17 protein-coding genes and 1 tRNA gene are annotated in these 19,342 nt (G+C 64.1%); 7 read left to right on the top strand and 11 right to left on the bottom strand.

Translation table 11 applies throughout. From position 1 onward, the window contains the following. Positions 1-32: 32 nt before the first annotated feature. Positions 33-722, bottom strand: coding sequence for an L-ribulose-5-phosphate 4-epimerase (locus tag AC5RV1_RS15425; RefSeq protein WP_493946046.1), 690 nt, complete (start codon positions 720-722; stop codon positions 33-35). Continuing rightward, entirely contained in the window at positions 719-2,467 is a 1,749-nt protein-coding gene (araB, locus tag AC5RV1_RS15430) for a ribulokinase (RefSeq protein ID WP_493946045.1), read from the bottom strand. Before araB ends, AC5RV1_RS15425 begins: the two co-directional genes overlap by 4 nt. 182 nt (positions 2,468-2,649) lie before the next feature. Here araB and AC5RV1_RS15435 point away from each other — a divergent pair, with 182 nt between their 5' ends. After that, positions 2,650-3,129 carry a hypothetical protein gene (locus AC5RV1_RS15435; RefSeq protein WP_493946044.1) on the top strand — a complete coding sequence of 160 codons (480 nt, stop codon included), beginning with the start codon at positions 2,650-2,652 and terminating at the stop codon, positions 3,127-3,129. 74 nt (positions 3,130-3,203) lie between these two features. Here the strand turns inward: AC5RV1_RS15435 and AC5RV1_RS15440 are convergent, their stop codons facing one another. Both AC5RV1_RS15440 and AC5RV1_RS15445 read right to left on the bottom strand, forming a co-directional pair. Next, positions 3,204-4,220 (bottom strand): LacI family DNA-binding transcriptional regulator, encoded by a 1,017-nt coding sequence (locus AC5RV1_RS15440; RefSeq protein ID WP_493946042.1) that lies wholly within the window; start codon positions 4,218-4,220, stop codon positions 3,204-3,206. Positions 4,221-4,356: 136 nt separating this feature from the next. After that, entirely contained in the window at positions 4,357-5,388 is a 1,032-nt protein-coding gene (locus AC5RV1_RS15445) for a hypothetical protein (protein ID WP_493995155.1), read from the bottom strand. Positions 5,389-7,291: 1,903 nt separating this feature from the next. Here AC5RV1_RS15445 and AC5RV1_RS15450 point away from each other — a divergent pair. Next, on the top strand, positions 7,292-7,963 hold the full coding sequence (locus AC5RV1_RS15450) for a polysaccharide biosynthesis protein (protein ID WP_493995156.1): 672 nt from the start codon (positions 7,292-7,294) through the stop codon (positions 7,961-7,963). Positions 7,964-8,153: 190 nt separating this feature from the next. On the opposite strand, the gene AC5RV1_RS15455 is transcribed toward AC5RV1_RS15450, so the two are convergent. Continuing rightward, a tRNA-Lys gene (locus AC5RV1_RS15455) sits at positions 8,154-8,226 on the bottom strand. Positions 8,227-8,415: 189 nt separating this feature from the next. Between AC5RV1_RS15455 and AC5RV1_RS15460 the strand changes: the two genes are divergently transcribed. The 4 genes from AC5RV1_RS15460 (at position 8,416) to AC5RV1_RS15475 (ending at position 11,658) form a co-directional block, all read left to right on the top strand. Beyond that, positions 8,416-9,075, top strand: coding sequence for a hypothetical protein (locus AC5RV1_RS15460; RefSeq protein WP_163161414.1), 660 nt, complete (start codon positions 8,416-8,418; stop codon positions 9,073-9,075). 296 nt (positions 9,076-9,371) lie between these two features. Beyond that, positions 9,372-9,989, top strand: coding sequence for a nuclease PIN (locus tag AC5RV1_RS15465; protein ID WP_493995157.1), 618 nt, complete (start codon positions 9,372-9,374; stop codon positions 9,987-9,989). A gap of 1 nt (position 9,990) precedes the next feature. Then, entirely contained in the window at positions 9,991-11,004 is a 1,014-nt protein-coding gene (locus AC5RV1_RS15470) for an inorganic phosphate transporter (RefSeq protein WP_493946037.1), read from the top strand. Positions 11,005-11,307: 303 nt separating this feature from the next. Then, entirely contained in the window at positions 11,308-11,658 is a 351-nt protein-coding gene (locus tag AC5RV1_RS15475) for a hypothetical protein (protein WP_493946036.1), read from the top strand. Positions 11,659-11,745: 87 nt separating this feature from the next. On the opposite strand, the gene pstB is transcribed toward AC5RV1_RS15475, so the two are convergent. The 4 genes from pstB to pstS all read right to left on the bottom strand — a co-directional run bounded on the left by pstB (position 11,746) and on the right by pstS (position 15,873). Next, positions 11,746-12,525, bottom strand: coding sequence for a phosphate ABC transporter ATP-binding protein PstB (pstB, locus tag AC5RV1_RS15480; RefSeq protein ID WP_163161406.1), 780 nt, complete (start codon positions 12,523-12,525; stop codon positions 11,746-11,748). Between the two features lie 71 nt (positions 12,526-12,596). After that, positions 12,597-13,709, bottom strand: coding sequence for a phosphate ABC transporter permease PstA (gene pstA, locus AC5RV1_RS15485; RefSeq protein ID WP_493995158.1), 1,113 nt, complete (start codon positions 13,707-13,709; stop codon positions 12,597-12,599). Next, on the bottom strand, positions 13,710-14,642 hold the full coding sequence (pstC, locus tag AC5RV1_RS15490) for a phosphate ABC transporter permease subunit PstC (RefSeq protein ID WP_493946034.1): 933 nt from the start codon (positions 14,640-14,642) through the stop codon (positions 13,710-13,712). Positions 14,643-14,751: 109 nt separating this feature from the next. Further along, positions 14,752-15,873, bottom strand: a complete 1,122-nt coding sequence (pstS, locus tag AC5RV1_RS15495; protein WP_493946033.1) for a phosphate ABC transporter substrate-binding protein PstS — start codon at positions 15,871-15,873, stop codon at positions 14,752-14,754. A 232-nt stretch (positions 15,874-16,105) separates the two neighbouring features. On the opposite strand from pstS, the gene AC5RV1_RS15500 reads away from it, so the two are divergent. Beyond that, positions 16,106-17,233 carry an FUSC family protein gene (locus AC5RV1_RS15500; protein ID WP_493995159.1) on the top strand — a complete coding sequence of 376 codons (1,128 nt, stop codon included), beginning with the start codon at positions 16,106-16,108 and terminating at the stop codon, positions 17,231-17,233. A gap of 13 nt (positions 17,234-17,246) precedes the next feature. Here the strand turns inward: AC5RV1_RS15500 and AC5RV1_RS15505 are convergent, their stop codons facing one another. Then, on the bottom strand, positions 17,247-18,293 hold the full coding sequence (locus AC5RV1_RS15505) for a Gfo/Idh/MocA family protein (RefSeq protein ID WP_493946032.1): 1,047 nt from the start codon (positions 18,291-18,293) through the stop codon (positions 17,247-17,249). Continuing rightward, complete coding sequence (locus tag AC5RV1_RS15510) at positions 18,293-19,315, bottom strand: LacI family DNA-binding transcriptional regulator (RefSeq protein WP_493946031.1); 1,023 nt, start codon at positions 19,313-19,315, stop codon at positions 18,293-18,295. Before AC5RV1_RS15510 ends, AC5RV1_RS15505 begins: the two co-directional genes overlap by 1 nt. Between the last annotated feature and the right edge of the window lie 27 nt (positions 19,316-19,342).

Below are 19,342 nucleotides of genomic sequence, written 5' to 3' on the forward strand. Positions count from 1 at the left end.
AAGTCTTGGGTCATCAGTAAAAGGGCCGGCGGTTACTGCCCGTAAACGTTCTGGTAGCGGGCGTAGAGCGAGTCGATGTGGCTTTGGTCGATGGGTAGGGGCTCGCCCAGCTGGCGTGCGATGTGCACCGTGCGGGCCACCTCCTCGCACATCACGGCTGCCTTCACAGCGGATTTCGCGTCCTTGCCGATGGTGAACGGCCCATGGTTCTGCATAAGCACGGCCGGGGAATTGGAGTTCTTCAGCGTCTCCACGATCCCGTGGCCGATCGAATCGTCGCCGATCAGGGCGAACGGCCCTACGGGGATGGATCCGCCGAATTCGTCGCTCATCATGGTGAGCACACAGGGAATGGCCTCTCCGCGGGCCGCCCAGGCGGTGGCATAGGTGGAGTGCGTGTGCACTACCCCGCCCACCTCCGGCATATGCCGGTAGACGTATGCGTGCGCCGCAGTGTCCGACGACGGCGACAGCGGCGGATTGCCCCACGTACCTGTTGCGTCCCCCTCCACGGGCACCCCGTAGAGATCCGTCACCACCATCTGTTCCGGCGTCAGGTCCTGGTAGGAAACGCCCGAGGGTTTGATGACCATCAGCTCGTGACCGGGAACCCGGGCGGAGACGTTGCCCGCCGTCCACACCACCAGTTCGTAGCGTGTCAGCTCGGCGTGCAGGGCACACACTTCCTCCCGCACGCGGGAGATTGTGTCCAGGATGCTCATGCCGGCACCTCCATGGCAGCCTCGGAAGCAACCGCAGCGGGAGCCGGACGCGAACCGGCCGCCCGGCGCTGGATGGCCTTGAGCCGGTGCATCACATCATTGCTGCCGCGGCCGAAGTAGTCGTGCAGTGTTTTGTACTCCCGGAAAAGTTCCTCGTAGGCGGCCACGTTCTCCGGAATGGGCGTGTAGACCTCGCCCGGCTCGGAGCCCATAGCGGCGGCCGCTTCGCGGATATTCGTGTACTTCCCGGCAGCCACGGCGGCGTGGATGGCGGAGCCGAGGGCGGGGCCCTGGGCGGAGCCGATGGTGGAGAGCTGCAGGTTGGTGGCATCCGCATAGATCTGCATCAGGAGCGGGTTCTTGAGCAGGCCGCCGGCCACGATGAACTCCTTCACCGGAACGCCCGAGTCGCGGAATGCGTCCACAATGGTCCTGGTCCCAAAGGCGGTGGCTTCCAGCAGTGCGCGGTAGGTGTCCTCCGGGCGTGTGGCCAGAGTCTGCCCCACCACGATGCCGGAGAGCTCATGGTCCACCAGCACCGAGCGGTTGCCCGAGTGCCAGTCCAGCGCGATCAGGCCGTGCTCGCCGATGGACTGGCCGGAGGCCAGTTCGGTGAGGTATTCGTGGATGCCCAGGCCGGCGGCGTCGGCTGCCTGATGGTACTCCGGCGGCACTCCGTACTTGGTGAACCAGGCGAAGATGTCTCCGACGCCGGACTGGCCGGCTTCGTAGCCCCACAGCCCGTCCACGATGCCGCCGTCCACAACACCACACATGCCGGGCACTTCGCGCAGTTCCGTCCCGCTCATGACGTGGCAGGTGGAGGTGCCCATGATGGCCACCAGCTGGCCCGGGTCCACTGCCCTCGCGGCAGGAGCGGTGACATGGGCGTCCACGTTGCCCACCGCCACGGCGATACCCTCGGGCAGGCCGGTCCAGGCAGCAGCCTCAGCGGTGAGGTAGCCGGCGGCATCGCCCAGGCGGCCAATGGTGTGCTCGAGCTTGCTGCTGACGAAGTCCTTGAATTGCGGGTTCAGGGCTGCAAGGAAGTCCTCGGACGGGTAGCGGCCGTCCTGGTAAATTCCCTTGTAACCGGCCGTGCAGGCATTCCGGACATAGCGGCCGCACAGCTGCCAGACGATCCAGTCAGCAGCTTCAACCCAGTGATCCATCGCCGCATAGGCTTCGGGGTCCTCCTCCAGGAGCTGCAGGCCCTTCGCGAACTCCCATTCCGAAGAAATCAGTCCGCCATAACGCGGCAGCCATTCCTCGCCCCGTTCCGCCGCGAGCCGGTTGATCCTGTCAGCCTGGCTTTGCGCAGCGTGGTGGCGCCACAGCTTCACATAGGCATGGGGCCGGTTTCCGAATCCCGGGAGCTCATTCAGCGGGGTGCCGTCCGCCTTGACCGGCACCATGGTGCAGGCGGTGAAGTCCGTGGCAATTCCGACGACGGCGGCGGGGTCGATCCCTGCCTCAGCAACGGCGGCGGGAACCGCGATGCGCAAGACGTCGCGGTAGTCGTTCGGCACCTGCAGCGCCCATTCGCCGGGAAGCCGTGCACCTGGTTCACCGGAAAGGTCCGCGACGTCTGCCGGAAGGGCATCCGTGACCACCGCATGCGGGTACTCAAACACACCGCTGCCGAGCTCCTTGCCGTCCCGGACGCGGACCACGACGGCCCGTCCGGAGAGCGTTCCATAATCCACACCGATGACGTAGCTGTCCGTGTCCACTTTGACGTCCATAGAAAGTTCCTCCGATAGCTGCCGCAGCTTCGCGACCCTTCGATTGTGAGCGCTAACAACAACGATGTCAATGCCGGATGGCCTTTCATTCTCTGCCGGAGGGAGGACGGCAAGTGCGAAGTGTGGGACGCTGCCCCATGGGGTAAGGACAGGATGAACAGTGACCAACCAGAAGGAGCTCCGTGGACGACCCGAAACCAAAGGTCCGCGCCGGCTCCGGCGCGTGGCTGGCGGGCCCCATCTCCACTGGCCTCGGACTGGCAGCCCATCTGGCGGCCGGAGGGCCCGCACCCGGCCTCATCATCCTCCTGGCGCTCGCCGCGCTGCTTGGCATGGCCGCCGCGATCCTGGGGCGCTTCCCGATGCCGGCCTGGGTGTTGCTGCTCTTTTGCGGAGTGGCCCAGCAATTGCTTCATCTCGGGTTCGCGGTTTTTTCCGGCGGCTCCGGAAGTGGACTGTCTGTCCATGGCCACGGCGGAATTATCCGGGACGTGCCGCCGGCCGGTGAAGTGGCTGCGCCCGCCGGCCATTCACTCCACCTGATGCTCCATCTGCACATGGCCGCGGCACTGGCAGCGTACGCGGCCATCAATTACTGGCCCCGGATTGCCGCCTGGTCCCGCCGCAGCTCCACGGACCGCCAAAGTTCCCGCGCAGCGTAGTCCCGGGCGCCTCAGAATAATGACGGGCATCACTTCAGGCTGCGGCGTCGCGTCAGGCCACAGCGACGCAACCGCTAATGCCTCGGTGCTGCTGCGCTGTCCCGGCGCACCAGCACCGGAGTTACCACTGTGGAGCTGACGGCGGCGCCCGCCTCAATCTCCTTCAGCATGGTGTCCATGCAACGCCGGCCAAGCTCTTCGAAGTCCTGCCGCACCGTGGTGAGCGGCGGGGTGAAGTAGCTGGACTCCGGCTGGTCGTCGAACCCCACCACGGAGACGTCGTCGGGCACCCGGACCCCCGCCTCGTTGAAGGCACGCAGCACGCCGAGGGCCATCTGGTCATTACCCACAAACACGGCGGTTGCCCTTCGTTCCGCCGCCAGCTTCCGCCCGAGCGCGTATCCGCTCCCCGCGCTCCAGTCGCCTTCCAACAGCAGGTCGTCCTGGAGGCCTGCGTGCCGCAGCGCTGCGCGCCATCCCTCTGTGCGCAAGGCGCCGTCGATCCAGTCCGCCGGCCCGGCAACGTGGCCGATCCTGCTGTGCCCCAGCTCAATGAGATGCCCGACGGCGAGCTCGGCCCCGCGTTTCTGGTCCACCATCGCTCCGCTGACGGCCTCGTTGCCCAGCGAACCGACAGCCATCACGGGCACACCGGGGTTAAACTCCTCCAGGATCCGCAGGGTTTCGGTGTGCGGCACCAGGACGGCGATCCCGTCCACCGCCTGGTCCAGAAAGTGCCTCAGCGCATCGAAGATGGCGTCCCTGCCCACAGAACGCAACGCAGCGATACTGACAAAGTAGCCCGCGTCCCGCGCTGCCTGCTCCACGCCCAGCATGGTGTTGGCCGGGCCGTACTGGGAAAGCTCACTGCCCAGCACACCGATGGTCTGCGAGCGCCTCGTCACCAGGCTTCGCGCCGCGGTGTTGCGCCGGTAGCCCAGCTCCGCGATGGCCGCCTCAACCTTTTCGCGGGTCGTTTTGCTGACGTTGGGATGGCCGTTGACCACCCTGGAAACGGTCTGGTGGGAGACGCCAGCAAGTTCGGCCACGTCCTCAAGGCGCGGCAGCCGCCCGGTGCTGCTTTTTGTCATGTCCCCATTGTGCCGGTTGCCGCCACCAGGACATTCCCCGGCGGCGTGGAGGAGGCCGCCTGGGATTGTCCCGTTCTTCGCCTAAAGGGTGCGCCGGTAAGGGCCGAACCCACGACCCACAGCCAGGCGGCAAGACCTATCCGATGCCGTTGCCGACCTCAAATGGCACCGTCAGGACGCCCGAGGTGGTGGAGTTGCGGCCGTACTGGTCGTTGCAATCCGCGCGCAGGAACAGCGTGTGCTTGCCATTTGTCAGCTGCGTGGTGTCGATACTGATCGGGCCGTCGTACTCCCCGGCCGCCCGGCGAACGACTACACCGGGATTATTGTTATGGAAATCGGGGTCGATGCGGACTTCATGGGCCGTGACGTGCGGGTCGCGCGCATTGCCGTGCCAGACCATCTTGACAACGGGTGACCATATGCCGCTGATGGGAGTATTCGGAACCGGAACGGTCACGAGATCGGCTTCACAGTACCCGCCCACAGCGAGGTTGCGGCCGGGGGCTGAGTACCATCCCTTACCGCGCAAGTAAGGATCGCGGGAGACGTCGCTATTGCCGCGGGTGGGCGACAGATCAACGTAATACTGGAAGTTGAGGTTGGCGGTCATACTCGCCGTAACTGTCTTGCCGCCCGCAGCAGCGTCATCGACGTCAGAGAAGAAGCGCAGGCGCGTTTCTTTGAAACCGTCGGTCGAAAATACGGATGGGTTGACGCTAACCTGGCCCCAGCGGGTGCAGGTACCCGGGGTGGGACACGTCCAACCGGTTTGGAAGATCTTGGACTGCACCTTCTCAATGGACTTATCTTTCATGACCACCGAGACGTATGGCGTTGAGGTACTGCCGCTATTGACCTTTTGGCGGCCAGGATCATGTAACACCATCCGGATATCAAGCGTAAATGGTCCTGTTACGGTTTCGCGTTCGGGTATACAAGCACCAACGTGGATGTGACCATGGTTGGTACCGGCCGGACTCGCACCCTCGGTGGGCAACCACCAGGACTGGGCATCAACGAAGTGCCGCTTTTCGGGATAACCGGCACAGGTGAGGGGATCAGGGGCGGCCAAGGCCGGTGGGGCGGCGAGTGCTGTGCCAGCCACGAGGAGTAGGGCTAATACGGTGCGCGCGAGTCGCTGGACATACATCGGTGTTATCTGCATAACTGACTCCGTTCGAAATTTCCAGTGGCGGTCCCTGCCCAGCGAGGGTCCTAAATTCTCAAGGCGTCCATATCAAGGGGCGGACAGGTCGTTACGCCGAGGCTCTGACGTCCCGTGGACTGTAACTGTGACATTCAGGGACACGTCCCTTTGATGGACACAACAGGAGCGGCATTTCCCGATCCGCATGCAATGTTCCGTGTTGCTCGCCGCCAGCGCGGAACTATGGAACCGCCGTCGGACGATTGAAGAGTTGGCCAAAAGCAGCCCAGTTCTTGGGAATTTCCGTTGCAGACTGTCTGGCCTGTCAGGGACCCGCTACAGCGCCATGGACATGAGTTATTTTTCCTCGACACACCGTGTACGGCTTTGGTCATACGCCGCCCGTTTTGTCAGCACCTGTTCGGTTATGAGAATTTCGCAACTGCTGTTTTGCCGGGATTATTTCCACCCACACCCGGGGTGATCATGGTCCCGCTCTTCAGCTCCTTTCTTGCGGTATGGATCCGGGATGTTGTGGCGTGACATTGCCCGGTTAGCATTGTGCGCGGCCGGGCACTCAGGAGGGCCGCGTATGACTGCGTTGTCTGGCCACCCCGAGGTCGCGTTCATTTAAATCACCCAGCGCAGCAGGGTGTGCGTTCAGGCCCGTATTACCTGGCTTGGGCGGTGCTGCAAAGGCAGGCATCGCTGCAGTCATAAGGAAAGCGGCCACGGAAAGGAACATCCCAGCGAACGTGCGGACACGCACGTGGCGGGTTGTTCGTGGCGATTCATGGGGACAAATTTACGTCTTCACAGCCTTGAGTGGAAGGGGGCGATCCTACCTATAAAACCCCCAATCCAGGGTCGCTGCTGAAGGCCCCAGGGGCGGAACGATGCACGTAAGTGCACGCCACAGAAACGAGTACTTACTACTGCTTTTTCCTCCCCGTGCAGGCACTAGTCTGCGGGGTAGGGCAATGCTATGGTTGTTGGTTTGCCAGGCCAGCGACTGACTATGTCCTTAGGAGCGCTGGTGGGGTGCTCCCGGGAGTTGGAGCGTTTACCGGCCAATTTCATATCCATGCAATGAAGCAAATGGTGAGGCAGTTGTGTATCTTTATCAGCTCCCAGCTTCGATGCCTCCGCGGCAGCGATAAGCGCCCCCGCCACTTGCCCCACCCGGCAGCGTTCCTGCTACATACCTGTTCTGAAGGCCAGGGGGTAGCTCGTGCGCCTGGCCGCTAAGGTACTCTCTCTGGGCGGCAACACGATCTGGTTAACCGCAGCCCGTGTGGTGCCCATGGTCACGGGCCTTCTATTTTGGGCCCTGGCTGCAATTCGTTTGGCCCCGGCTGAGCTCGGCTTAGCTTCCGCGGTCGTCGCGGCGGCGCTGCTGACAGTTCAGGTAGGGATGCTTGGTGTTGGCCCGGCCATACTGACCCTCCTGCCCGCGGAAACCGAAGAGCGTCGGCTGATAACCACAAGCCTGCTCACTGTAGGGCTCTCATCCCTCATAGTCGCGACTGCGCTGCTCATAACAACTGGTGCCCTCGGTCCTGGGGTCGGCCAGGCCTGGGCTGATCCAACAGCAGCGGCAGCGTTTCTGGCTACCGCTTTTTTCGCTACCACGGCTTACCAGCTTGACCATATCCATGCTGCTCAATGCCAAGCCCACTTGGCGTTGATGCGCAGCTTGCTCCAGAGTCTCGTCCAGTTGGCCCTTCTGGCTACTTGCCTGGCCGGCGGATACCGCAGTCTCAACACCGTCGTCGGCGCGGTCGCTGCTGGAGCCGCAGCCAGCGTACTTCTTGGACTGCTACAGGTATACCGTGGCGGAAGTGGTCCCGGGGGCAAATACGTCCTGCGGTTTCGGCAAATCCTGAATCTACTCCATCCCGCCCTCCGGAATTATCCCCTCATGCTGGCTGACCGGGCACCCGGCTACGTGTTGCCTCTCATCATCGCTGCTACACTCAGCGCCTCGGCCACTGCGGCCTGGTACGTCGTCTGGATGCTGGCAACAGCAGTCTTTTTCGTTCAACAGTCCGCCGGCTATTCCCTGCAGACTAAGCTCGCGGTCCCCGGCCATCATCCGGGCCTGGTTGTACGGGCGCTTCGAATCAGTCTCTTCCTCACCCTTGCAGCAGGGGGCGTCCTGATTGGAGCAAGTCCCTTCATCCTACAAATGCTCGGCTCTCAGTACGCCCCACACTGGGTTCTACTTCCGGTACTGGTCCCGGCACTGGTCCTGAGTTGTGTGACGCAAATTTACTACGGCGTTTGCCGGGCCCGTGAGCATCAGGCGGAAGCGACCGCTGTTGCATGCCTGGCAGCAGCCATTGCAGTAGTGCCTGCCGCAGCCGCTGCCCATCTCTACGGGCTACCAGGGGTGTCGGTGCTGTGGCTGGTGGCCCAGTTTGTAGCAGCACTGATTGCTGCTTGGCGCCTGCGGGATACTCATGCCCGTACCGGCACTCACCCCGCATCAGCGAGCCGCCGGGCATCCCGGCGTCCGCAAGCGGCCCGTTATCACTATGGACGCGCGGTCAAAAGGCCTCGAACCAGCGGCAAGGTCGCGGCAGATCCTTAACCTGATCGGACAGCTTGAAGCTCTTGCCCACGCCAAAGCTGCTCCCTGCGCGACTACAAAGTCAACACCTGGTTCAGCGTGCACCCGAAGCGGGATTTTCAGGCGAGGCAATGAAGCAGTGTTCCCGGGCCTATTGGGCCCTTAAACCCAAGCAGGCCAGAGGCTAGATGCCTCTGGCCTGCGTAAACGGTGGGCCCTGTGGGGCTCGAACCCACGACCCACGGATTAAAAGTCCGATGCTCTACCAACTGAGCTAAAGGCCCCTGCCGGGCTGCTTCGGCACACTGTACCGGCCGACCCGGCCCAGTCCATTTCTGGACGTTAATACTCTAACCCATCGTCACGGCACCATTCGCACGCAGGCCTGGTCCCGCCGTCGGACATTCTGTGGCACCGACTGGCATTGTCCGGATGCTCGATTTCCCGCAGGGCACAGGAGTAGCGTGGGGGGCATGAGCGAGCAAACAGGTCCCAGCCATTACGGCGGCGCCAACCGGCACCACAAGCCGAAGCCTTTCGCGCCCGTGGACTTCGAACCCTTCGCCGGCGGCGCCGATCCCGCCCGGGTGTCCGAGGCCGCCCACCTCGCTGCCCAGGCGCTGGTCCGCCACGGCCGGGACAGCGATGATCCCGTAGTGACAGACCGGCTGGTCAAACTTGCGGACGAGCAGGGCCTGGAAGCCATCGCGGAGATGTGGGCCGAGAGCCCCGCCCGTTCCCTTCCCGGCGCGCTGTGGCGGTTGTACGCCCTGCGGGCGGCTACGGTCCAGGACCCGGAGCGCATTTCGGTTTACTTCCGCGCAGGGAAGGACACTGCACAGGTCTCCAACGTAGTGGCCGGAGCCGCTGAGCCTCCCGGCGCGGACGAGATGAAAGCGATGGCTGATGCCATCCTTTCGGGCGCGTTCGACGGCGAGTTCGACGTCGCGCTGGAGCGTTCCGCCGCGTTCTGCCGGGTTGTGGCGCTCGGCCAGGCGACTCTCGCTGACGGTGCCGAACACGGCAACGAGGCGCACGCCAGCAAACTGACCCGCAATTCCCACCAGTTGGTTAAAACCGCCGAGGACCTTGAGCACGCCGCCAACGCGTGGCGCCTTGGCGAACTCGACTGACCCAAGACCCCGGATCTGTCAATGTTGACTTGGGCCAACCAACGTAGAACACTGAAACTGGTGCCGAGCCGCGAAACCCCCGGGCTTCAACATTCAGCCGCCTAGAGCGGCCTACCGCCGAGAGGCGTATCCGGTTCGGCACCATTTTTCTGCCCAATTGCTGGTGCCCGCGTTCCTGTTTTCCCATTTCAGGGGTGCAGTTCCGGCCCGGTAGAGTTAGCGTCAGTTGCGCGCCGGGGTCAAGTCACACGGCAGGCAACTCCCGCCCTGTACTTATCCCGGAGACCGGTAACTACGTGAAGCTGCGCCTTTTTCCCCAGGAGCCCGCCGGGCTGAACCTCTTATCCCAGATGGCGCAGCAAATCGTGCTGGCCAGTGCCACCCTGGCCGAGATCCTCGGCGTCCCCGCCGAGGAGCACGGCAAGCTCGTGGAGGACATGCACAACCACGAAGCCAGGTCCGCCGAGCTGCACTTCGCCCTCCTGACCCACATGCGCACCAGCTTCGTGAACCCGCTCCCCCGCGAAGACATGTACGCCTTGTCCCGCTACCTCAATGAGGCCATCGAGAAGCTGGATGCCGCGGCGGAGCTGGTGGCGCTTTACCGGCTGGAAAGGCTGCCCAAAAGGGCTGCGGACCAGCTGGAGGTCATCAGCCGGCAGGCTGAACTCACGGTGGACGCCATGCGCCGGCTCGACAACCTCGATGACCTCGAGGATTACTGGATCGAAATTTTGCGGCTTGCCAAACGTGCGGAACGGACGCACCGCGTCTGGGTGGCGGACATGATCAGGGACATGAAGTGGGCGCAGTACTCACGCAACCGTGACGTTGCCAACCAGCTGGTGGAGGTCACCAAGGACATGCGGCGCATCGCCACCCAGGTAGGCAGCATCATCGTCAAGGAATCCTGACGTGACAGCAGTCATCTTCGGCGCGGTGGTTGTCCTGACGGCCGTGTTCGCCTTCGTCAACGGCTTCCGCGACGTCTCCACCTCCGTTGCCCTTGCCGTGCGCACCCGGGCGCTGACGCCCAGCGTGGCCGTTCTGCTGGCTGCCTTCTTCAACTTCCTCGGCGCCCTGCTGAGCGCACTCCTTGCCGTCGCCGTCAGCCAAACCTGGATCAACCTTCCCGGCGGTACGGACGGCCTCAACATACTGCTCGCCGGTTTGGGCAGCGCCGTTGCCTGGGGCATCCTGCTGTGGTGGCGGGGCATTCCAGCCTCTTCCACGCACGCTTTGGTGGGCGGCCTTGCCGGTGCCGGCCTCGCCAGCCTCGCAGTGGGCGGCACGGGTGTGGGTGGAGTGGACCGCTCCCTGCTGTTCCAGGTTGTCCTGCCACTGGTGCTGTCGCCGCTGGTTGCCTACAGCGGGTCCTTCCTGCTGGTTTACCCGGCCACGTGGGCCGCCCGCTACACGCAGCCCAATGTGGTGAACCAGCGCTTCCGCCGAAGCCAGTCCATTGCCGCCGGGGCGGTGGCGTTCGGCCACGGACTGCAGGACGGCCAGCGGATCAACGCGGTGCTGCTCCTCGCCCTGCTGGCGGCAGGATATTCCGACGGCGGGACTGTCCCCGTGTGGGTGGCGCTGCTTTCTGCGGTCATGATTACCGCCGGCACAATGTACGGGGGCTGGCGGATCTCACACACCATCGGCTACAAGATCACCCGTGTTGATCCGCTGCGCGGCTCGGTGGCACAGATCTTCAGCGCCCTCATGCTGTTTGTGGGCGCCATCGGGCTGCAGTGGTCCCTCTCCACCACACACACCGTTACCTCAGCCGTGCTGGGCGCAGGCGAGAACCAGCATTTTTCGGTGACCAACCGAAAGCTCGTGATCCGCATCGTGGGCCTCTGGATCCTGACTCCTGCGGCAACGGCTGCCCTGGCATTTGTCCTGGCGCTGGCACTTTCCCCGGTGGCCGGATAAGCGGTGCCAGACGTCTGGCCGCCAACGGCAGCGACGGCGCCGCGGAGGCCGGGACTTCCACCCTTCCGGAAGTCTGTCCGCCCTTGCCGGCCTGTACAGGTCGATCCATGTGACGTAAATTCGGAAGTACGCCTCCAACGCGCTGTTGCCGGGGGCTGATATCCGCCGCCGGGTGCAGGGCCGCGGATGAACGCCGCTGCAGCATATCGGCGGACTGGATGCACGTTGTGGAAAAGAGCAGGCATTGTGGCTAACTCGAATCCCCGGCAATCCCTGCCCCAGCCACGGCATATGGAATGCGAAGTGTGCGGAACGGAACATCACCTGACCATCCACGCCATCATGGCCATGGGTGGGGCCAACGGCGACTTGGTCACAGTTTCCTACACATGCAATAACTGCCGCCGGTTCCACGAACACCTTGCCTACGCGGCGGACGTGGCCGCGGCCCTGCACCAGGTGCGCTGGATGGCGAAAGTCATCATGTTCGGTGATGACTACATCCACTGCGGCTTTCCCATGGAGGAAGCAGAGTTCGAAATCGAGCGCCTGTGCTACCGCAGCAGTTCCGGCGGTGGCGCCCTCAGCTCCGTCTCACTTCCCACCAGGGTCCTGCGCTGCCGGTGCGGTTTCCAGCTGGAAGTGCCGGAGTAGCCGCACCCGCGCCTGGTTCAGCCGGCTGTGGGCCCACGGCCGCAGGGGTCCCCGGGCGAGCGTGCGAGCCTGGGGCGCGGCTGGGGATTATCCGAAGCGGCCGGAAACGTAGTCCTCAGTTGCCTTCTGTGTGGGATTGCTGAAGATGGTGTGGGTATCACCGATCTCGATCAGTTTGCCCGGCTTGCCGGTGCCCGCGATGTTGAAGAAAGCCGTACGGTTTGAGACGCGGGCGGCCTGCTGCATGTTGTGGGTCACGATCACCACGGTGTACTGGTCCTTGAGCTCATTGATGAGGTCCTCAATGGCCAGGGTGGAGATGGGGTCCAGGGCAGAGCATGGCTCGTCCATCAGGATCACCTGAGGTTCCACGGCAATGGCCCGCGCAATGCAGAGGCGCTGCTGCTGGCCGCCGGAGAGGCCTGAACCGGGCTTGTCCAGCCGGTCCTTGACCTCGTTCCACAGGTTGGCGCCCTTCAGCGAGCGTTCCACCAGGACGTCAGCCTCGCCCTTGGAGATCTTTTTGTTGTTCAGCTTCACGCCGGCCAGCACGTTGTCACGGATGGACATCGTGGGGAACGGGTTTGGCCGCTGGAAGACCATGCCGATCTGCGAGCGGACGGTAACCGGGTCCACGCCGGGGCCGTACAGGTTGTCACCGTCGAGCAGGACTTCGCCCTCCACGCGGGCGCCGGGAAGCACCTCGTGCATGCGGTTCAAGGTCCGCAGGAAGGTGGACTTGCCGCAGCCGGACGGACCAATGAACGCGGTGACGGACTTGGCCTCGATGTTGATGGTGACGTCCTCCACGGCAAGGAAATCGCCGTAGTACACGTTCAGGTCCTTGACGTCGATGCGCTTAGACATGGTGTTCCTTCACTAACTGGGTATGGATTGAAGTCTATGGTCCGGCCCAAAAGACCGGAAGGAGCTGGGCCTCAGCGGCCCGTCCTCGGGGCGAAGACCCTAGCGATCAGCCGGGCGCCCAGGTTCAGTACCATCACCAGGATGATCAGCACCAGGGCGGCGCCCCAGGCCCGCTGCGAGGACGGGTCCGGGTTGGCCGGCGACGTGGGATTCAGGATCTGGGTGTAGATGAACGTGGGCAGCGAGGCCATCCAGCCGCTGAACACGTTGGAGTTAATGCTGGTGGCGAAGCCGGCGGTGACCAGGATGGGCGCAGTCTCACCAATGACCCTGGCGATTGCCAGGGTCACGCCGGACGCGATGCCGGAGATCGCCGTCGGGATGACAACCTTGATGATGGTCCGCCACTTGCGCACGCCCAGCGCGTACGCCGCTTCGCGGAGTTCGTTGGGAACGATCTTGAGCATTTCCTCACTGGACCGCACCACCACGGGGATCATCAGCACGGAAAGCGCGACGGCGGCAACGGCGCCGGTCTTGGTACCGGGACCGACCACGGCGAAGAAGAAAGCCGCGGAGAATAGGCCGGCCACAATGGACGGGATGCCGGTCATCACGTCGACGAAGAAGGTGATGGCGCGTGCGAGCCGGCCGTCGTTGCCATACTCCACAAGGTAAATGGCGGTCAGCAGGCCCACCGGAACTGAAATGACGGTGGCCAGCAGGGTGATCTGCACAGTGCCCAGGAATGCGTGGTAGATGCCGCCGAGGACGGGTGCGCCTTCTTCCACCGCCCTGTTGTCGTAAACGCCGGTTACCCCGTTCATGGAGTTGGTAAGGAATCCCGGGTTGATAAGTCCGGGAACACCGTTGGCCAGCACGGTCCAGATCACCGAGAAGAGCGGGAGCAGCGCCACCAGGAAGGATCCCACCACCAGGCAGGTGGCGAGCTTGTCCTTTGCCTTGCGGGAACCCTCAACGGCGGCGCTCCAGGACACCAGTCCGATGGCGAACAGGATCGCGGAGACAATGCCCCAGCCGAACGGATTGAAGCCGATCAGGGCCATGATCGCGGCGCCGGCAATCAGCGCGGCGGCGAGGACGGCATAGGGGGCGTACTTTGGCAGCTGGCCCTTGGTCAGCTGCGAGCGCTTGCTGCGGACGGGAGTAAGCGTGGAGGTCATTTAGTTGGCTCCCGAGAATTCTTTGTGCCGGGTGATGATCCAGCGCGCGATCATGTTCACGGCCAGGGTGATGACGAACAGGACCAGGCCGGCGGCGATCAGCGTGCTGACCTTGAGTCCGCTGGCCTCGGGGAAGTTCAGGGCGATCTCGGCTGCAATGGTCTGGTTGCCGGACTGGATCAGGCTTGCGGTCAGGGCGCCGGAAGACAGCACCAGGGCCACGGCCATGGTCTCGCCGAGTGCGCGGCCCAGGCCCAGCATGATTGCGCTGATGATGCCGGGGCGCGCGAAGGGCAGGACCGACATCTTGATCATTTCCCAGCGGGTGGCACCCAGCGCGAGTGCGGCTTCCTCGTGCAGTTTGGGGGTCTGGAGGAAGATCTCGCGGGACAGGGAGGTGATGATGGGCAGGACCATGACGGAGAGGACGATGCCGGCAGTGAGGATCGTCTTGCCGGTGGCCGAGGCCGGGCCCTGGAAGATGGGCAGCCACCCCAGGTTTTCCGCCAGCCAGTTGTAGGCCGGGGAGATTTCCCTGGCCAGGAACGCTGCACCCCAGGCGCCGTAGATGACGGACGGGATGGCGGCGAGCAGGTCCACGACGTACCCCAGCCCTGACGCGAGGCCGCGCGGGGCGAAGTGCGAGATGAACAGTGCCACCCCGATGGCGACGGGTGTGGCGATGACCAGTGCGATGACCGCTGCGATGAGCGTGCCGATGACGATGGGCCAGATGTAGGCGAAGAAGCCTTTACCGCCCTGGATATCGGCGGCCGGTGCGGTCAGCGCCGGGATGGCCTGGACCACCAGGAAGAGTGCGACGCCGAAGAGGACGGCGAGAATAAGGCAGCCGGCGGCCAGTGCGGCACCCGAAAAGATTTTGTCCCCGGCGCGGCCGGCGCCCTGGGTGCTGGTCAGGGAGGTGGCGGTCATTCGACGGCCCTTCGATCGTGGTGGTACTGGAACTGGAAAGGGTGGCTTCCAAAGCCAAGTTCCCCGCACTGCCTGTCGGCAGGCGGGGAACCCGGATTCAGAGCGGTAATTAGGACTTGACCTTGATGGACTCGATGGCCTCGGTGGCCTTCTCGGCCAGGGCCGGGGAGAGCGGGGCGGACTTTGCGGAATCCGCGGCGGCCTGCTGGCCTTCCTCGGAAACTACGTAGTTCTCGAAGGCCTTGACCAGGTCAACGGTTTCCTGCTTGTCGTAGGCGCTGCAGACCACGTGGTAGGAAACCAGGACCACCGGGTAGGCACCGGATTCGGTGGTCTTGCGGTCCAGCTTGATGGCCACGTCATTGCTGGTGCGGCCCTCGACGGGGTTGCCCGCTTCCACGGCCTTGGCGGCAGCTTCGGCGGAGATCTTGACGAATTCCTCGCCCACCTTGATGGCCGCGGTGCCGAGCTTGCCGCCCACTGCGGAGTCATCCGCGTAGGTCACGGCGCCGGGGGTGTCAGTGACGGTCTTGACAACACCGGAGGTGCCTTTGGCGTTCTCGCCCTGCAGGCTTGCAGGCCAGACACCGGAGGACGCGTCCGTCCATACCTCAGGTGCTGCGGAGGCCAGGTAGTCCGTGAAGTTGGTGGTGGTTCCGGAATCGTCCGAGCGGTTCACCGGCGTGACCTTGAGGTCCGGCAAGGTGACGCCCTCGTTCAGGGCGGCGATGGCGGGATCATTCCAGTTGGCGATTTCACCGCGGAAGATTTTGGCGACCGTGGCTGCGTCCAGCTTCAGCTCGGTGACACCGGGAACGTTGAAGGCCACGGCGATCGGTGAGATGTAGACGGGGATGTTGATGGCGCCGTCGGGACCGCAAACTGCCTTGGAGCTTTCGAGCTCTTCGTCCTTCAGGTAAGCGTCCGAACCGGCGAACTGTGCGGAGCCGTCGATGATGGCCTTGCGGCCAGCGCCGGAGCCGTCCGGGGAGTACTGCACGGTGGCGCCCTGGTTTGCGGAAGCGAAACCGGCTTTCCAGGCGTCCATGGCTGCGCCGGTGGAGGATGCGCCGATGCCGGTGAGGGTGCCGGTGACCTTCGGGCCGCCGGAAGTCTGTTCGCCGGCGGGGGTGGTGCCCGTGGCGTTGTCTGAACCGCAGGAGGTGAGCGCGAGTGCGCCGGCTGCGAGAACAGCGATAGCCGCGTGGCGGCCGAAGCGGAGTGCCTTCACTAGATGTACCCCTTCCAGGGTTATTCAGGTGCGGGCAGGGACGGAGAACCCTGCAGCGCGATGCGTACGTTCTGTACGTTTATCGAAGGTATGGGCCGTAGGTAACGGGATGGGCTGTCCAAAGTGAACGGAACATTAACGACGGCGGGATAATGGCTTACAAGTGCCGGGTTCCCATTGCGCAGATCACATGTCCGGCCGTAGTGGACGTCCAGCAAATAGACTGGAACGCATGGCTTCGGCAGCAGGACTTTCAGCAGGCAGGCGGTTCCTGCGCGGCCGTATCCGCACCGGGCTCATCCGCAGCCGGAACTCGTTGGTTCCTGCAATCCAAATGACTGTCTGTGCCGTGGGTGCGTATGCTTTCGCCGAGTATGTGCTGGGGCACTCCGGGCCCTTGTTCGCCGCCACCTCATCCCTGATTGCGCTGGGTTTTTCCCGCGAACCGCGGCTGCGGCGGGTAGTTGAGGTGGGCATGGGCTGCACCATCGGCATCGCCGTAGGTGATCTGCTCCTGCACTGGCTGGGCGGCGGGATCTGGCAGGCCGCCGTCGTCCTTCTTTTCTCCATCCTGCTGGCCCGCTTCCTGGACAGCGGCACCATCTTCACCACGCAACTGGGGCTGCAGTCGTTGCTGGTTGTACTCCTGCCCGCGCCGGCAGGGGGACCCTTCACGCGGAGCATTGACGCGGTGGTGGGCGGCCTCTGCGCGCTGCTGGTGACCATCCTTATCCCCAAGGATCCGCGCCGGGAGCCGCGCAAGGATGTGCAGAAGCTGCTGCATGAACTTGCCGAGGTGCTGCGCGAGTGCGGGGACGCCCTGGTTAAGAGCGACTCCACCCAGGCCTGGCATGCCCTTATCCGGGGGCGGAATTGCCAGCCGCTGGTGGACGGGATGCGCCAGTCCCTCCGCGCGTCCGGGGAGGTGGCCACCCTGGCGCCCGCCTACAGGCGGCACCGGGAAGAGCTCGACCAGCTGAAGCAATCGTTGGACTTCATTGACCTGGCGTTGAGGAACAGCCGGGTTTTCGCGCGGCGGCTCACGAGCGCTATCAACCACGCGGCGCTTTCGGACGAGGCGACGGAAAACATCGCGGAGGTGCTGCAGGAGACCGCTGCCGCGATCGATGAGCTTTCGCTGGGCTTGGCGGAAACGCACGACGGCGTACGCCGCGCCCATCTGCGCACCGCCCGCCGGGACTTGAGCGAGATAGCCCTGCGCCTGCATCCGAAGCTGCTGGAGGTGCAGAGGCTGGAAGGCGAAACGGTGGTGATGCTGTACCGCCCGCTGATGGTGGACCTGCTGGAGGCCACCGGGATGGACGCGCGTGAAGCCCGGGATGTGTTGCCCGCGCTCTAGGTAGACCCGGTGTTTAACGCGCCTGCTCATCATTCAGGTAGCGCAGCCCCAGCTGCTGCCGTGCTTCGTCCAGCAGTTCCATCACCTGCACGGTTTCATTCCAGGGCATCAGCGGGCTCTCCTGCAGGCCTGCGCGGATGCAGCGGGCGGTTTCGCGCAGTTCGTGGATAAAGCCCTCAGTGTCCTCTGCGAATTCCTCCACACGGATGCTCCCGTCCAGCCCGCAGATCTCCAGCATGCGCGGGTTGTACAGCGGGGAACCGGTCCTGATCCAGCCGGCGGTTCCGCTGATGGTGGCGGTACCTGGTCCCGCAGCCTGCAGTGAGGAGGTCAGCTGCGCTGCAGCCCCTTCCGGGTATTCCAGGGTGATGGAATTCTGGACGTCCACGCCGTCCCGGTTCAAATGGCCTCTTGCCATGAGCCCTGAGGGGAAGCCGAGGGCAGCGATGGCCCAGGTCAGCGGGTAAACGGCAAGGTCCAGCAGCGCTCCCCCGCCGGCCGCCGGATCCCACAGCCTGTCGGCAGGGTCGTAGGCAGCTGGAAAGCCCAGATCGGCCTGGACCCAGCAGACCGCTCCGATCTCCCCGCCGCCGGTCAGCTCCAGGGCTCGTCGGGTTGCCGGCAGGAAGCGGGTCCACACGGCCTCCATCAGGAAAAGACCCCGTTCACGGGCCAACCGGACCAGCTCGCGGGCCTCTCCGGCGTTGATGGTGAAGGGTTTTTCACACAGGACATGCTTCCCGGCTTCCAGCGCCGCACGGGCAACCTCGAAGTGCTGTGCATGCGGGGTGGCCACGTACACCACATCGACCCGGGGATCGGAAAAGAGCTGCTGGTATCCGGTTCCGGAAAGACCGTCGTGATAACTGACGGCAAAGCCGTGCTCTTCAGCGAATGCGTCCGCCGAACCCTTGCTGCGCGAACTTACCGCGTACAGCTCCGCGCCTTCAAGGCAGGCGAGGTCCCGGGTGACCCGGTGCGCGATGCGTCCTGTTGCCACAACGCCCCAGCGGAGCGTCACGTCACTTCCCGTGCTGCCGCTCAGCGCGTTGCCAGCCATCAGGCAGACTCACGGATCACGAGTGAGGTGGGGATCCGCGTGACACGGTCAGCGTCCTTGCCCTCGATCAGATCTACCAGGATTTCGGCCATCTTTTTTCCCATCTCAATGATCGGGTGGTGCACGGTGGTGAGCGGCGGGTTTACCGAAGTCGCGAACGAATCGTCGTCAAAGCCCACCACTGCTACGTCCTGGGGGATGCGGAGCCCGCGTTCCTGGAGCACAGTGTAGGCGCCGGCGGCCATCTGGTCGTTGGCCACGAACAGGCCGTCCACCTGCCGCCCGCTGGCCAGCAGACGGCGCATCGCTTTCGCCCCCGATGCCAGGGTGAAGTCCCCGTACTCCACCAGGGAATCCTCGAACCCGGCCTCGGCCATGGCAGATCTCCACCCGTTGAGGCGGTCTATGCCGGGCGGCATGTCCTGCGGGCCTGCGATGGTGCCAATGTGCGTCCGCCCGCCCTCGACCAGGACCCTTGTTGCACCCGCCGCTGCAGCTTCATTGTCAACGTCCACGTAGTAGCGGGCGCCTTCTCCCAGCGGCCGGCCGGCGAACACCATGGGAATGTAATCACTCAGGTGGGTCCAGGACCTGTCACCGGCGTGGTGGGATACCACCAGCGCGCCCGCCACGTTGCCGCCGAGCAGGAATGCTCTCGTCTTCTCGGGCTTGGCTTCCGAGGCGATGACCATGTTCAGGGTGTAGTCAGTCTCCCCCAGATACAACGCCACGCCCTGGACAACTGACGCGAAGAAGGGATCCGCAAACACCTTCGACGTGGACTCCGGGACGATGAGCGTCACGGAGTTGGGCCGCCTGCTTGCCAGGGACCGCGCTGCCCGGTTTGGCGTGTAGTTTACGGCAAGGATGGCCTGGCGCACCTTCGCCGCAATGTCCTCGTCCACGCTTGGAACGTGATTGACCACCCGCGAGACGGTGGCGCGGGAGACCCCGGCCAGCGCTGCCACCATTTCAAGGGTGGGCGTTGGCCGGCTTCCGCTGGTGTCTTGCTTCACAATCATCGCTCCGTGGTCTGGCTGGCACTTGGC

It is taken from the genome of Arthrobacter sp. Hb9-2 (assembly GCF_059091165.1).